The sequence below is a fragment of the Polaribacter sp. R77954 genome, assembly GCF_044595335.1.
GTDB lineage: Bacteria > Bacteroidota > Bacteroidia > Flavobacteriales > Flavobacteriaceae > Polaribacter.
The window spans coordinates 433,875-449,037 of the sequence record NZ_CP138992.1; the positions used below are offsets into that span (position 1 = coordinate 433,875).

General features: G+C 29.8%; 14 protein-coding genes. 4 read left to right on the forward strand and 10 right to left on the reverse strand.

Features of this window, described 5'->3' with window-relative positions; translation table 11 throughout:
* Nucleotides 1-163: 163 nt before the first annotated feature.
* From SJY27_RS01885 to SJY27_RS01925, 9 genes are all read right to left on the reverse strand, one after another.
* Nucleotides 164-586, reverse strand: coding sequence for a zinc-dependent peptidase (locus tag SJY27_RS01885; protein WP_397446556.1), 423 nt, complete (start codon nt 584-586; stop codon nt 164-166).
* Nucleotides 522-938 (reverse strand): zinc-dependent peptidase, encoded by a 417-nt coding sequence (locus tag SJY27_RS01890; RefSeq protein ID WP_397446557.1) that lies wholly within the window; start codon nt 936-938, stop codon nt 522-524. Before SJY27_RS01890 ends, SJY27_RS01885 begins: the two co-directional genes overlap by 65 nt.
* 56 nt (nt 939-994) lie before the next feature.
* A complete protein-coding gene (locus SJY27_RS01895; RefSeq protein ID WP_397446558.1) occupies nt 995-2,305 on the reverse strand; it encodes a leucine-rich repeat-containing protein kinase family protein in 1,311 nt (436 codons plus the stop codon).
* A gap of 55 nt (nt 2,306-2,360) precedes the next feature.
* The gene (locus SJY27_RS01900) at nt 2,361-4,799 is read right to left on the reverse strand and encodes a M1 family aminopeptidase (RefSeq protein WP_397446559.1); all 2,439 of its coding nucleotides are present in this window, start codon (nt 4,797-4,799) and stop codon (nt 2,361-2,363) included.
* A gap of 117 nt (nt 4,800-4,916) precedes the next feature.
* Entirely contained in the window at nt 4,917-6,494 is a 1,578-nt protein-coding gene (locus tag SJY27_RS01905) for a S41 family peptidase (protein WP_397446560.1), read from the reverse strand.
* 86 nt (nt 6,495-6,580) lie between these two features.
* A complete protein-coding gene (locus SJY27_RS01910; protein WP_397446561.1) occupies nt 6,581-7,126 on the reverse strand; it encodes a DUF4252 domain-containing protein in 546 nt (181 codons plus the stop codon).
* Between the two features lie 62 nt (nt 7,127-7,188).
* On the reverse strand, nt 7,189-7,704 hold the full coding sequence (locus SJY27_RS01915) for a DUF4252 domain-containing protein (protein ID WP_397446562.1): 516 nt from the start codon (nt 7,702-7,704) through the stop codon (nt 7,189-7,191).
* Nucleotides 7,705-7,744: 40 nt separating this feature from the next.
* Complete coding sequence (locus SJY27_RS01920) at nt 7,745-8,179, reverse strand: hypothetical protein (protein ID WP_397446563.1); 435 nt, start codon at nt 8,177-8,179, stop codon at nt 7,745-7,747.
* Nucleotides 8,166-8,675: an RNA polymerase sigma factor gene (locus SJY27_RS01925; protein ID WP_397446564.1), complete on the reverse strand. Its 510-nt coding sequence runs from the start codon at nt 8,673-8,675 to the stop codon at nt 8,166-8,168. The genes SJY27_RS01920 and SJY27_RS01925 overlap by 14 nt, the downstream gene beginning before the upstream one ends.
* A 150-nt stretch (nt 8,676-8,825) precedes the next feature.
* On the opposite strand from SJY27_RS01925, the gene SJY27_RS01930 reads away from it, so the two are divergent.
* Nucleotides 8,826-10,301, forward strand: a complete 1,476-nt coding sequence (locus SJY27_RS01930; protein WP_397446565.1) for a S41 family peptidase — start codon at nt 8,826-8,828, stop codon at nt 10,299-10,301.
* A gap of 1 nt (nt 10,302) precedes the next feature.
* On the forward strand, nt 10,303-11,808 hold the full coding sequence (locus SJY27_RS01935) for a S41 family peptidase (RefSeq protein WP_397446566.1): 1,506 nt from the start codon (nt 10,303-10,305) through the stop codon (nt 11,806-11,808).
* Between the two features lie 396 nt (nt 11,809-12,204).
* Here SJY27_RS01935 and SJY27_RS01940 read toward each other — a convergent pair whose 3' ends face one another.
* Entirely contained in the window at nt 12,205-13,173 is a 969-nt protein-coding gene (locus tag SJY27_RS01940; RefSeq protein WP_397446567.1) for a patatin family protein, read from the reverse strand.
* Between the two features lie 94 nt (nt 13,174-13,267).
* On the opposite strand from SJY27_RS01940, the gene SJY27_RS01945 reads away from it, so the two are divergent.
* On the forward strand, nt 13,268-14,311 hold the full coding sequence (locus SJY27_RS01945; RefSeq protein WP_397446568.1) for a WD40/YVTN/BNR-like repeat-containing protein: 1,044 nt from the start codon (nt 13,268-13,270) through the stop codon (nt 14,309-14,311).
* Nucleotides 14,312-14,315: 4 nt separating this feature from the next.
* The gene (locus SJY27_RS01950; RefSeq protein ID WP_397446569.1) at nt 14,316-14,873 is read left to right on the forward strand and encodes a hypothetical protein; all 558 of its coding nucleotides are present in this window, start codon (nt 14,316-14,318) and stop codon (nt 14,871-14,873) included.
* Nucleotides 14,874-15,163: the final 290 nt, after the last annotated feature.

Below are 15,163 nucleotides of genomic sequence, written 5' to 3' on the forward strand. Positions count from 1 at the left end.
GCTAACAGAGAGCTCTTTAAAAGGACAGTGCTAAATGGCGATAGCAATGCTTTTAGCTACTGGTGCGCATACTCATTTTAGTTGGACGTTAGCTAAATCTATTTTTCAGAAATAATATCAATCAGAAAAGGTTTAAAAGATTAAAATTATTTTTTTGCTAAGTTTATCTCGCAAAACAAGCCTCCAACATCTTATACAGTTCTGGATGTTTTCTTTTTAGCAATTTTGGTCTTTCAAAAAAATATTCTCCTGCAACTGCTAAAAATTCAATTTGAGAAGTGCCTCCGTAATTTCTGATATCAGATTTATCTTTATTGATTTCTTCCATTTTTTGATGTACCAATTGTAAATATGGAATGGTGTATTGCTTGTCTAACAACGCATTCGGAATTCCGTCAATAACGCCATCTGCTTTGTCTAACAAATGGATAAACTCGTGAATGGCTGTATTGCCTTTGTCGGTTTTATTGCTAAAACCATGATGCAATGCTTTTCTAGATAAAATCATGTGATTTTCGAACCTACCTGTGCCTACCAAACCTGCAATATCTTCCTTTTTTTGTATTACTGAATTGCAAATCTTCATCAAAATAATCAGGATAAATTAAAACGGTTGATAGATTGCAATAGTTCCAATTTGGAAATCGAAACACAGGAATTATGGCACTTGCACCTATAAACAGAGTATCTAACTCTTCCAACTCAAAATGAATGGCTTCAATAGTTGTATTTTCTAAAAAACGCACCATTTTAGCTTTAAAAAGTTGTTGTTCGTTTTTGGTCAATTTTTTATAAAATAAAATATGCTCAACTAAAATTTGATGCCAATGTTCAGGAATTAAAACCTTGTCTAAAGGAATTACTTTTTGTTTTTGCTTCGGTTTTAGACTTATAAATAAGATAATTAAAAGAATAGCAATACAAATAATATAACCCATTATTTTTTAAATATAAACTTTAGAATGATTGATTTAAAAAACTATAATTCATAAACTTAACTATTTTTTATGTTTGATAATTCTTTTGTGATTTCAGAAAAACTCGGCCGATTTTTTACTTCAACAGCAAAACAACGCTGCTTTATTTTTTGTAAATGAATGTATAAAGGAGTTTCTATTTCTGATTCATCAACCAAAGCAAGTACATCTTCTAGCAAGCAGCCAAAAGCCCTTACTTCTACCCTTTCTATATGCTTTGCTAATTTAGAATTGGTATCGTAAAAAGTGGCTGCACCAAAATCACCAAAAAGGATTTTTGAGGCTTTATTGATTAAAATATTATGCGCGTATAAATCTCCATGATTGATACCTTTGTTATGCAAATGAGCTGCTACTGAAGCCATATTTGTGGCAATTTTTACAACATCGTTTATTGCAAGCGATGTCTTTTCATCAAAAACATCTCTAGTACAAGACACTAAACTTGGTGGATTTCCCAAATTGATAAAATCTGGTGAGATGAATTCCATCAACAAGCCATGCTTTCTTTCTGGGTGATTTTTAATTTTTCCTAAAATTGGGATTAAATTTAGATGTTGTTCAGCAGCAATTGAAGCCTTCATTTCATCTTCTGGCAATCCATCACTAGTAACAGCGCCTTTAAATACTTTTATGGCAACAGCTTTGTTTTTAGAAAGCCAATGTGCTTTTGAGATTACTCCAGAAGCTCCTTGACCTAAAACTTGGTGAATATTAAAATCATTCCAATCATAAGAGGCAATCTCATTCTCTATTTTAATTTTATGTGTGGCCGGATTTCCACCAAAAGCTACCCAAGATAATTTTGGTAACTGAAACAACCAATCTGGAATTGTTTTCAGCTTATTAGATGAAATTCTGAGTAATTCAAGATTTTTACAATTTGCCATTTCGTTAGGCAATTCTTCAATTAAATTTCCTGCTACTAGAAATTTCTGTAAATACTTACAGGTTCCAATGCTTTTTGGGAGTTTTTGTAGGTTGTTATTCGTTAAAATCAACCATCTTAATAATGGAGGAAACGCATTTTCTGGAATGTTGGCAATTTGATTAGATTTAAAGCCAATCATACTTAATACAGGAAGTTTTGCTAATATTTTAGGAAATTCTGTAAACTTATTATTCCCTAAAAAAATAGTTTTTAAGTTTTTTAATAGTACAAGATCGTTAGGTAATGCTGATAACTGATTGTTAGATAAATCTAAAATTTCTAAAGATTCTGACAAAGTATAGATTTCTTTAGGAAACTCAGTAAGACCACAAGATATATTTACTCTTTTTAAACCTAATAATTCACCCGATTTTAATTTTTCTAAGGTATGCAGCATTTTCTAAAAATTTGAAAGCAAACATATTAAATTAAACTCAAGTTGTGTATTCAATTTACAACAACTTTGCCATGGCTGTTTTTATTATTTCAATATTTCGTTGTTTATTGGTATTATCGGTCTTTTTCTGTTCATTCACCATATTTCTCATTAAGTTAATTACCACTTTATCAAAATTAAAACCTTTAAACTGATTTCCTTTAACCACCATATCATCTACCACATTTTGTATGGCTTCTGTATTGTTGCTTTCAGAAATTTGTTGAAACGCCTTTTGATACAGTGCTTTAGTAGTATCATCATTGGTTAAAAACATCCCAGAAACCACAGATTTTGCAATAAATGGCAATTCAGATTCGTCTTTTTCTTCAATAAAAATTTGTGTTAATGGTGTTGCTAAAATTTTACGAACTTCGTCTGGCAATTCTTTAGATTTTTTAATAGCCAATTCTTTGTCTACATAGTACATAGAAACCAAAGCTTTACCTAAAACCGAATAAGACTCGCTATTTAACGCTTTCTCAAAAATTGGTTTCAACTCAGGGTCTGTTAATTTCCCTAAAGTGTGTATTGCTTCTGCCTGTACTAATGTTTTAGTATCGTTATTTGCCATTTGCATAATTTTTCTGATGGCATCTTTTTTAGAAAACTTATTGATTAAATCAATTTTTTGGAGTGCTAAAATTCTAATTTTATAAGACGCGTCATTTAGTGCAGATACAACCGCATTAAAAACATCTTTATCATCTTGCTTACCCAATATTTGCATTAAGGCCTCTCTTCTATGTGCATAGTTGTCAGCATTTTTTAATTGAAAAATATAATCACTCAACACCTTATTTTCGTTGATTTCACACAACAAAACATTGTCTGCATTTACCTGAATTAAATTGGGTTGATTGGTATAAGGAAACGTAAAAGATGCATCATTGGCTTCAACAAAAACAGTATGCCTTGTTTTTTTAGTACCTTCAAAAATATCTATTGTAAATGGAAATTTAAAAGTTTCTCCTTGCAACTGAATAATATTTACGGTAACTGTTTTTTGCAAAGTATTATAATCGTAAGAAATTTCGATATTTGGATGATTTGCACCATAAAACCACTGATTGAAAAACCAATTTAAATCTTTTCCTGTAAGTTCTTCAAAAACCAAACGCAATTGATGCACTTCTGCAGTTTTGTATTGGTACTGGGTTAAGTAATTTTTTAATCCTGTAAAAAAGGCTTTATCGCCTAAATAATTGCGTAGCATATGCAAAACTGCACCACCTTTGTTATAGCTTACTAAATCGAATAATTCTTCTCTATCATCATAACTAAAACGAACCAAAGATTTACTATTATTTTGCCCATTTTTATAGGCTTCTATTTGTTCAAAATGATGCATTTCAGATGCTACTTTACCATATTTATGGGCTATCCATAAATATTCTCCATAATTTGCAAAAGATTCATTTAAAGTAACATTAGCCCAACTTTCTGACGTTACTAAGTTACCAAACCAATGGTGCATAATTTCATGAGCTATGGTATTTTCATGTTTATGATCATCAATCAATTGCCCAGGTTTTTGATACACTTGTTCTCCATGAACCACAGCAGTTGTATTTTCCATAGCTCCAGAAACATAGTCTCTGACCACTATTTGGCTGTATTTGTTCCAAGGATATTCAACACCTAACTTATCTGCAAAAAAGCCTATCATTTCTGGTGTTAAACCAAAAATCGCTTTTGCATAAGGCGCATATTCTTTTTCAACATAATAATTTACAGGAATATTTTTATAAAAATCTTTAATAATTTCAAATTCACCAATACCCATAAACGCTAAATATGGTGCATGTTTTTGATCTAATTTCCAATAATCGGTTCTGTTATTACCGTTTTTAGTTTGACTTATTAATGCGCCATTTGATAATGTTTTATATTGATTAGGAACAGTAATGTAAATTTCTTGAGACATTTTTTGATTTGGAGCATCAATGGTAGGAAACCAAGCTGAATTGGCTTGAGTTTCTCCTTGTGTCCAGATTTGTGTAGGTTTATTTTTATCTATACCATCTGCATTGATAAAATACAATCCTTTTGCTTCTGTAATTTCTTGAGTGGTTTGATCTTTCACCTTTTCTGGACGAGCAATGTACTTTACATAAAGGGTAAATTCTTCATTTTTTTTATACGTTTTTGGTAAATCTACAACTAACTTATACTCATCATAATTAAAGTCTAAATCAATACTATTCAAAGCTACTTTTTGAATTCGCATAGCATTAGCATCTAAAGTAATTTTATTAGTGCTATAAAAATGAGGCTTTGCAGTTATCCAAGCTTCGCCATTCATTGTTTTGTTAGAGAAATTAAAATCTACTTTTAATTTGGTATGTATTAAATCGTGATTTTTTTCTCTTTCGGATTTGTAGGCTTTGGTTTGCGTAAAACTCTTTACACTTATCAGTAAAAAACAAAAAAACACTATTTTTTGAAATCTCATAAATATTCTATTCTAAAGGCTCAAAAATACTAAATATGGTGGTAGAAGCTGTTAATGAGTAGTTAAATTCAAAATTCACTCAATTTAGTTGCTCATATATATTTTTAATGGCAACTTTTATTGTTTACCTTCTATATCTTTTAATATCCATTCTAATTCTGGATCTATTTTATTGCGTCTATCTGCTAAAGTTGGTAAGATTTCTACATCTGGTTTAATACCATAACCATCAGGATTTTGTTGGTAAGGTGTAGTTAAATTCATAACACCAAATAAAATGGTAACTTTAGAGTGTGGTAGTTGATGTTTTCTCATATACCCAGCTACAGTGCCATTATAAGCACCACCAGTTTCTTGACCAACAAAAATAGCGCGTTTAGTAGCATGCAAGTGAGTTGATAAAACTGCTGATGAAGAAAAGGAATAACCATTGATTAAAACATATATTTTACCTTTGTAATTTAATGGGTTTGGTTGTTGTATTTTGGTTCTATATTTAAAATACAATTGATTATTTTCTTTTTCTGTTTTAAATACATTGTAAGTTGCTATTAATGGTGATGCAATACCAATAATTATTTTTGAAATAATAGGGGTTTGGTTGGAAAATGCAGCTGTTAATAACGGCACTCTGGTATTAACATTGCTTTTAGCAAAAAATTGAAACTCTTTATTGGTTAAATACTTATATAAATCTAGAATTTCTACAGCTCTACCACCACCATTATATCTTAAATCTATAATTAAATGTTGTGTTTTTTTACGGGCTAACTCTGTAAAAGTTTGGTTGTAAAAAGTTTTATAATCTCCATTTGTAAAACTTCTAATTTTCATGTAGGCAATTGTGCTGTCTTTGCCAATAAATTTTAAATTTCTGTTATATGTGTTTTCTAACGCATTAAACCCGTGAGTTTTATTGTATTTACGTTTTTCTTTTCTAGTTAAATTTTTAGTTACAACCTCTTTTTTTACAGGTTTTGGTTTAATAGAATCTGTTTTTTTTAATTCATTTTCAGATTTTTCTTCTTTTAAAAATTTTCTAAACGTTTTTGTAAATAAAGAATCGTTGACTTGTAAAGTTAAGCTGACACTGTCTACTGCTCCATTATCTCTGTAATAAAAAACTTTAAACTGTTTCCCAATTGCTTTGTCATAAAATGTAGTATTGTAACCGTCTGAAGAAAACATTTTTCTGTACTTTTTATCAATATCTGCAACACTTTCTCCATTTACTTGAAGAACTTCTGCCCCTAATAAAAGACTATCTTTTTGTTGCACACCACTTAAAAACAATTGTTTGTTTAAATATTCAAAACTTAATTCATTAAACTCATGTCTTTCTCTGTAATAAATTTTTCTTTCTTCTTTTGTTCTTTTTCTTTTTGGTGGAAAGATGTTGGTATGACCATGGCCTAGTTGAGCAATAACAGAAACCGTTTTTTTGTAAAAATCACTACTATTTAAAGGCGTATTTATGGCTTTTTTTAAGCTATCAAATTTAAAGTCTACAACTTCTTTACTTTTATATTGATATAATTTTGGATGGTATTTTTGGAGATTTAGATATAAATTGTCTACATCTTTTCTTAAATCTGTTACAGCATGTAATTTTGTTATTTGTTGATTGTGTTTTTTTACGCTAACACAAGAAGCGTAACTTATTAAAAGTAATAAAAATAATAGTCTCAATTTCATTCAAATAATTTTGGCTAAATGTAATATAAAAAAAGCCATAATTCCGAGAAGAATTATGGCTTTTATCAATTGTTAAAAAGAGTCGTTTACAAACCTTTAAAACTTTGCATAAATTTTTGTAGAGATTCGCTATTTCCATCCATTTTTACGCTATTCATCATGTCTATAATTTTGGCAGGATTCATGTTATCGCCTAATAATCTGGCAACACCAACTCCTTGTTTATCTCCATAGCCAAAAGCAATAACTTCATCTACAGCATCTGTATTTCCAGAATAAAAAACTTTGACATTCATTCCTTGAAATTTCATTGCCATTAAGCTTTTATAATCTTTATTGTCTTTAAAAATAGCATTAAGTTTTACTTTTTCGGCTTCGTAATTGGTTGTATTCTCTGTTGTTTTTGGTAAAAAAACGTAGTTTATTTTTTTGATACTTTTTATTGTTTCTTTTACATCATCAGAAACATCAACATTGGCAGACATTAAAGAGCTAATTGGCAAATCTCCTGTAAAAAAACCTTCTTTTCCACTGGTATCTACCAAATAGCTTTGTAACGATTTTTCATTTTTACAAGAACTGGCAAATACAACTAGAAAAACTAGTGCACATAGTGTGGTTAATTTTTTCATATTTAAAATTTTAAATAAAATTCAGGTTTAAGAAGTTAAACCTGAATTTTTTTTTGAGTTAGTTACTTATTTTCTTTGATCATCTTATCTGTATATTCAGACATTTTGTTGATATCTATGTTACCTGTTAAAGAAAGTACCACAGCTTCCGACATTCCGTTTGTTTTTTTATCTATGCCTTTTATAAACATGAGTACTTCACTCACATAATCTTTGTTTGAAGTCGCTTTTACATAGATTTTAATGCGAGAATCATCTTCTTTAATTCGCATTAATTCTGTTAATTTCGATTTTTTTATAGAGGTATTTACCATATTTTCCATCTGTGATGCAATATCTAAATTGTCTGTTGAAAACATTTTAAATTCATTTAAATCGTTAATCATTTCAAAAGCTTGCAACATTTCATTTTCATCCGAACTTGATTTAGGCTGAAATTTTTTCAATAATTGAAAAGCATCTTTGGTAACTACTACCATATCTACGCCATCCATATCTTCAAATTGATCGAATAAAGACTGTGCATTGGTTGCAAATGGTGCAACTACAAATGCTATTAATAAAATTATTTTTTTCATAATTTCTCTGTTTACTTGGTTTTACTAATTTTTACTTGGTTTATTTTAATGCGTTATTTACCGTTTTTTCGTGAATGTACAATTGTGCTACTGCTTGCTCTCCTTTTTTTAGATTTGTAGATAATAATTGTAATCCTTTACTTACTTCTGCGTAAATTCTTTGTGCTTCTTTTCTTTGCTTGTATTCTTGGTATTCTTGCTGACCAATAAATATGCTAAATAAAAGTACTATTGATGCTGCAACAGATAACCATTTAAAGTTTCTTTTTTTAGATTTCTTAGGTTCTAACTTTATGGTTTTTGTATACGTTTCATCTTTGGTTGTAGCAAAATAGGTGAACATATAACTGTACTCTTGCAAGTGTGGTGCAACATCCTCTTTGGTAAAATAGTTTTTTAGGATTGCCTCTTCTTGTAGTGTTGTTTCTGCATTCTCGTATTTTTCTACTAATTTTTCTATGTTAGCTAACTCCATAGTTGTGTTTTTTAATTAATGCTTCTCGTATTGTTTTTCTTGCTCTAGATAATGCTACTCTTACTGCTGTTGGTTTCATAGCTACCATTTTACAGATTTCTTCAAAATCATACTGTTCAACATCTCTTAATTGAATAATAATTTTTTGTTGTTCTGGTAAATTTTCTATCAATTGGTGCACTTGGTTTACACTGTCTTGATATTCCATTTTCTTATCTAAAGACGTTTCTTTCTCTTTATAATTACTATGTACTAATGTTAAATTACTGGCTTGTTTGCTTTTTAAACGATCGTAACAATAATTTTTTGTCATGGTCATGGCAAATGCTTCAACATTTTTATAATCAGCAATTTTTTCTCTGCTTCTCCATAATTTAAAGTATAATTCTTGTGTAGCATCTTCAGCTTCTTCTGTAGAAACTAAAAGTCTTTTAGCTAGTCTAAAAACTTTATCTTTAAAGGGTAAAACAACTTTTAAAAAGTCTGATTGGTTCATTTTTTTATTTATTTTCTGATATTTTATCTGCTTTTTTATCAGGTTTACATAATTACGACGATGTACTATATATTTTGTTACAAATTATGATTAAAAAAATACTATTTCTCTTTATATTGCGTTAAAATAAGAGTATATACTTGATATTTTATGATGAGAAAAACATTCAATTTCTTTGGTTATTTAGCACTTACTTTGGCATTTTTAAATTGCTCTAAAGATTCTTACCAATTGCCTGAAGACTTAATTGTACATGATTTTGTTTGGAAAGGTTTGAACGCTTATTATTTATATCAAAACGATATTGGTAATTTATCTGATACACGCTTTAGTTCTGATCAAGAATTAAATACATTTTTAAGTAGCTACCCAAATTATAATGAATTATTTAACAGTTTATTAATTCCTGATGATATCAAATCTACTTTAATAGAAGATCATGCTACGATTACTGAGCCACAACTTAGAAGCAGTTTTACAAACGGATTAGAGTTTACTGTTTTTAAAGAACAAGATTCTGACACTCTTCTTGTTACTGCTTTAGATGTTTTACCACTTTCTTATGCTGCTACTCAGAATATTACTAGAGGAGATTATTTTTTTGCTATTGTTAATACCACAAAAGATACTATAGCATTACGAAATGATAATTTTGAAGATTTACTGATAAACTACAGTCAAGATACTTTAAAATTGGTAAAAGCGAATTATAATGGTATTGATGTTACTGAAACTAATGAGGTTATTGCATTAGTGAAAAAAAATTACACACACCCTGCAATTCACCTACAAAAAGTAATTGCAAATGGCACAAATACAATTGGGTATTTAGTTTATAATAACGATTTTTCTACGAATTATATCAACAATTTAAACACTGCTTTTTCAGACTTTAAAAACCAAGCTGTAAATCAATTGATTTTAGATTTACGCTATAATATTGGTGGTGGAAGTTTTGCTGAAAATATTGCGCAATTATCTAGTATGATTACTGGTCAGTTTCCTGAAGAAACTATTATTAAAGAAGAATGGAATGCAAAAGCGCAAACATGGTTTTTAGAAAATCAACCTGATTCTTTGCAAACAAAATTCCCCACTTTATTAAATGAAACTACTCCTATAGAAAGTTTAAACTTAACCGATGTTTATATTATTTTAAATGGAGCTAATTTTACAGGTTCATCTGCAATAGAATTACTTATTAACAGTTTAAAAGCACATATAAATGTTCATGTAATAGGCAATCAAACAGCAGGAAATAATACAGGAGCCATTACTTTATACGATGCTATAGACTATGATTTTGAGGGTAAAAATGAAACCCATACAGTTGCAATTCAACCTTTAGTATTGCGTTTTTTAAATGATAATAACGAAACCTACCAAAATGGGTTTACACCAGATATTGACCTTTGTTTGCAAGAAGATGCACTTAATTTAGGCGTTTTAGGAGAAGATTCAGACCCTATTTTAAACCAAGTATTAAGCTACATTTTTACGGGCAATTCAGTATCTAATAACAATTGTAACCCAAATAATTTAGAGTATTTATACCATAGTATTAGTAGCCAAAGAGAAACAGATAATGGTGTATTTATAAAACAAGATTTACCGAATACGAATTAATATGAAATCAATTTTTAAGCTTAGCATCCTCTCGTTTTTATTTCTACTTGTGTCATGTTCTAAAAAAGAAGATGAAATCAATACAACTATAGAAGACGAATTTGTAGTTTCTGTAGAAGATGAAATTAATTTTTTTATATGGAAAGGTTTAAACTTATATTATCTATGGCAAAAAGATGTTGCAGATTTAGATGATGATAAATTTAAAGTAAGTGAAAACACCATTAATTTAACTGAACTATACACTCATTTTAGACAGTATAACTCGCCAGAAGAAACTTTCGAAAATTTATTAAATAGGCCAACAGATCGTTTTTCTATAATAGTTGACGATTATATAGAACTAGAGAATTCTTTTCAAGGATTAAATTTATCTTCTGGAATGGAATTTGGCTTGGTAAGATATAGAGATACACCTAGCAATATTTTTGGCTATGTACGTTATGTTGTTCCAAATTCTTCTTCTGCCACCAATAATGTAACAAGAGGTCAAATTTTTAATAGTGTTGATGGGATGCAAATGACAGAAAATAATGCATTTGCTTTGCTATTTGGCAGTAACACCAATTTTACAATTGGTTTAGCAGATTATAATGATGGAAACCCCACCACTAATGGCCAAACCATATCTTTAACCAAAACAGAACTTCAAGAAAACCCTGTTGCAGTTGCAAAAGTAATTACAGAAGGAACTCAAAAAATAGGGTACTTAATGTACAATCAGTTTGCGTCTAATTTCGATGCACAATTAAATGCTGTTTTTGCTGATTTTAAAGCAGAAAATATAGATCATTTAATTGTAGATTTAAGGTATAATCCTGGTGGTTTTGTAAGTTCTGCAACGTATTTAGCAGGCATGATTACTGGGCAATTTAATGGTGAGCTATTTTCTCAGAACATATGGAATAGTAAGGTTATGGAAGCTCTTACTGCTGATAATTTTACCAACAATTTTAGAACGGAAATAAGAAATACTGATGCCAATGGCAATGTAGTTTTACAAGAAAACTTAAATAGTTTGGGGTTAACTAAAGTATATTTTATTACTTCAAACGCTTCTGCTTCAGCATCTGAATTAGTTATCAATTCTTTAAGCGCTTATATAGATGTGCGTGTAATTGGGGCTACAACAACAGGTAAACAAGAAGGTTCAATTACATTGTATGATTCACAAAATTTTTCTAAAACGGGTGCAAATCTAAAACAAAATCACAGGTATGCAATGCAGCCTATTGTTTTTGAAATTAGCAATAAAGATGGAGTTAATTACAGAGATGGAATTGTACCAGACAGTGAAGCATTTCCAGGTGTATTCTTGTCTGAAGATTTTGGAAATCTTGGGGTTTTGGGTGAGCGCTCAGATCCTTTATTAAATGAAACCTTAAATTATATAAATACTGGCGCAAAATCAGTACAAAAATCTAATAAGGAAATAGATTTTAAAGAAATTTTTAATTCCAAATTAGCCTATCCTGCAAAAGACAATATGATTGTTGATTTAAAATAAATAGAAAGCAAAAAAGATTTATATGTTATACATCATTTCTATTTTTAAATGCTACTGTATAATTTAGAGTTTTAATTCTGTTTTTTTAAACACACCATTTTCTATAATTCTGTAGTTGTATTTTTATAAAATAGTATCCAAAATAGCGGTTGTTTTTATTAGTTTGGTAAATAGTAGTACTTATTTAGCATTTAACTTTTAAATATTCGAATAGCTGAATGAATTAGTCATTAGGTTCATAAATAGGTTTAGCCCTGATTGAAATGACATCCTTTTTATGCTAAATTTTATGGACACTTTAAAATACTGATTCAACTACTATTTTTGCAATAACTTACAATATTGAAATCTGCATAAAAAGATATAATGGAAAGCAGGAAATAGCTTCAAATAAAATTAAATATTCATTTTTTCAACATCATTAATACCTTCTTCAATTTCTTGATCTGTTAATACATCTGGTCTAAATTCACTCATTAACTCTTCTCGTTTAGACTTTGCGTATTTAAAACCAGATTTCCACCATTTGCGCATTTTCGTTTCATCAAACACTAAAGAATTTGTAGTAAGTACAGTAGGTGTATAATATAAATTTAGCTTTACATTTTTGTTATTTGCTGCCAATTTACCAATGGTAATGTTGTGCCTTTCTACTTGAATCATCATAAACTCAAAAACATCAAATAGTAAAGAAAACGGGTTTTTAGAATGCAATCTATTTATTTGTGTTACTTCTGTTTCTAAAATTATAGCATCAATTTCGGTTGCACCTCTTAAAATGGCTTCTCTAATGGGCACAAGAGACCCAAAACCACCATCTGCATATTGTTGTTTGTTTTTTTCTAACAAACTCATAAATGGTACGTAGTTGCAAGAACCCCAAATCCAATCGCAAAAATCATCGTAAGTACATTCGTTACTAGATTTGTACTCTATTTGGTTGGCTGTTAAATTAGACAAGGTAACCACTACTTCTTTATTGCTTTTGGCAATTGCCTCAAACATTTCTTTGGTAATATTGTCTTTAATTAAACTTCTTAAATTTTTACTTTCACCAAATGTTTTTCTTCCTTTTAAAAAATTGATTAGTGTATTAAAGTGATTGATGCTCACTATTTTTTCGCCAGCTACTTTTTTAATTACAAACGGATTGTTACTAAATATCGTTTTTTGATTTACATTGGTGTACAACTTCTTCAATTCATCTAACATGCCTAAGGCCAAATGCGATACCATTAAACTACCTGTAGAAGTGCCCACAAACAAATCATACTCTCTATGCTCTTTGGTCATTAAATATTGGGCTACACCACCAGCAAATGCGCCTTTGCTTCCACCACCAGAAATAACTAATGCTTTTTTCATTAAAAAAATAATTTGTTCGTAAAAAAGAATTCCACAAGACCACCTTACGTTTCTGTTAAAATACTTTATTTTAGTCGTATAAAAATAATCAAAAATGAAAAGATTATCACTATTAATTCTCGCTTTACTTTTTATAATTTCTTGTGTAACAAAATACGAACCGAGAACATTAAAATCTATTGAAATACAAGAGTTTAATATTGCTAACAGTAGCATAAGAGCTATAAAAGCAATAGACACAAAAACAGTATTTTATGCAGGTTCTAAAGGTGATGTTGGTTTTAAAACAGACCAAGGTGTTTCTTTAAACGCTTTAAATATCAAATACCAAGATACTATAATTCCTCATTTTAGAAGTTTGGCTTTTAACGGTACAGATTATTTTGTGCTTTCTGTAGCCAACCCTGCTTTATTGTATAAAATTTCTGAAGGTGAACCTACTTTAGTGTATCAAGAACAACATGAAAAAGTATTTTATGATGCAATGCAGTTTTTTGACGATAATTTACACGGAATTGCTGTAGGAGATCCCACACAAAATTGTGCCTCTATTATTTTAACTACGAATGCTGGTGCAACTTGGACCAAAATACCTTGTAATAATTTGCCAGAATTTGAAGATGGTGAAGCTTTTTTTGCAGCTAGTAATACCAATATTAAAACCTTAGGCAGTACTGTTTGGATTGCTTCTGGAGGTACAAAAGCTCGAATTTTAAAATCTGATGATTATGGGCAAACTTGGCAAATTTTTAACACGCCAATTATTCAAGGTAATGGGCCTCAAGGCATTTATTCTGTAGATTTTGCTGATGCAAAAAACGGAATTATAATGGGTGGAGATTACTCTAAACCATTAGAAAACAAAGCCACCAAAGCCATTACTTCAGATGGTGGAAAAACATGGACTTTAGTTGCAGATAACCAAAACCCCAATTATAAAAGTTGTGTACAATATGTACCTAATACAGATGGAAAAGAAGTTTTTGCAGTGGGTAAAACTGGTATATCATTTTCTAATGATGGTGGACATACTTGGCATAAAGTTTCTAATAAAGGGTATTATGCCCTTGATTTTGTTGATAAAAATACAGCTTGGCTAAGTGGTAATGAAAAGATTGGAAAATTGGTTTTAAAATAATTTCATGGCAAAATATATTGTAATTTTCTTAGCCTCTCTCCTATTTTTTTCGTGCAACAAAAAATCAGAAATTAGCAAAGTTTTTAATTGCGAAACAGCAACTTTTAACCATTTAGAAAAAGTTGATGATGTTAAAACACTTTTTTCTATTGACTTACCAAAAGATTGGAAAATTAATTTATATACAGATGTTGTACAATCGTCGATATTTACAGCAGATACTACAAAACAATTGACAGAAACTGTGTTGTTAGATGTTACCTATATTAGTAATAAAATTAATTTTGATGAGGCTTTTTTGCTACAGCAAGAACAAGAACATTTGGCTAAAAATTTAATTAAAACGAAATCAAAAAGAGTTGTTTTTTTAGAAAAGCCAAGTCTATTAATGCAATTTAAAGGGATAAAAGGACAGTTTCCATATCAAGTTTCTAACCTATTTATCAAACTAAACAACTCTAATTTTATTCTTGCTAAAACAGAAATTTATGGAGATTCTCTAGTAAATCAAAGGCTTTGTAAAGCGTTTTCTTTACTTGAAAAGATGCACATAAAAGAATAAATTCGACCTTGTGGAGAAATCTCTTTGTCATCTCGACTGCTATGGAGTGTTCTTTTCAGTGTGACTGAGATTCCACTATTCCGCTTTCGCTTCAATCGGAATGACAAAACACTTGTCATTTCGACCTTGTGGAGAAATCTATTTGTCATCTCGACTGCTATGGAGTGTTCTTTTTAATGAGACAGAGATTCCTCTATTCCGCTCTCGCTTCAATCAGAATAATAAAACACTTGTCATTTCGACCTTGTGGAGAAATTTCTTTGTCATCTCGACTGTAATGGAGCGCTCTT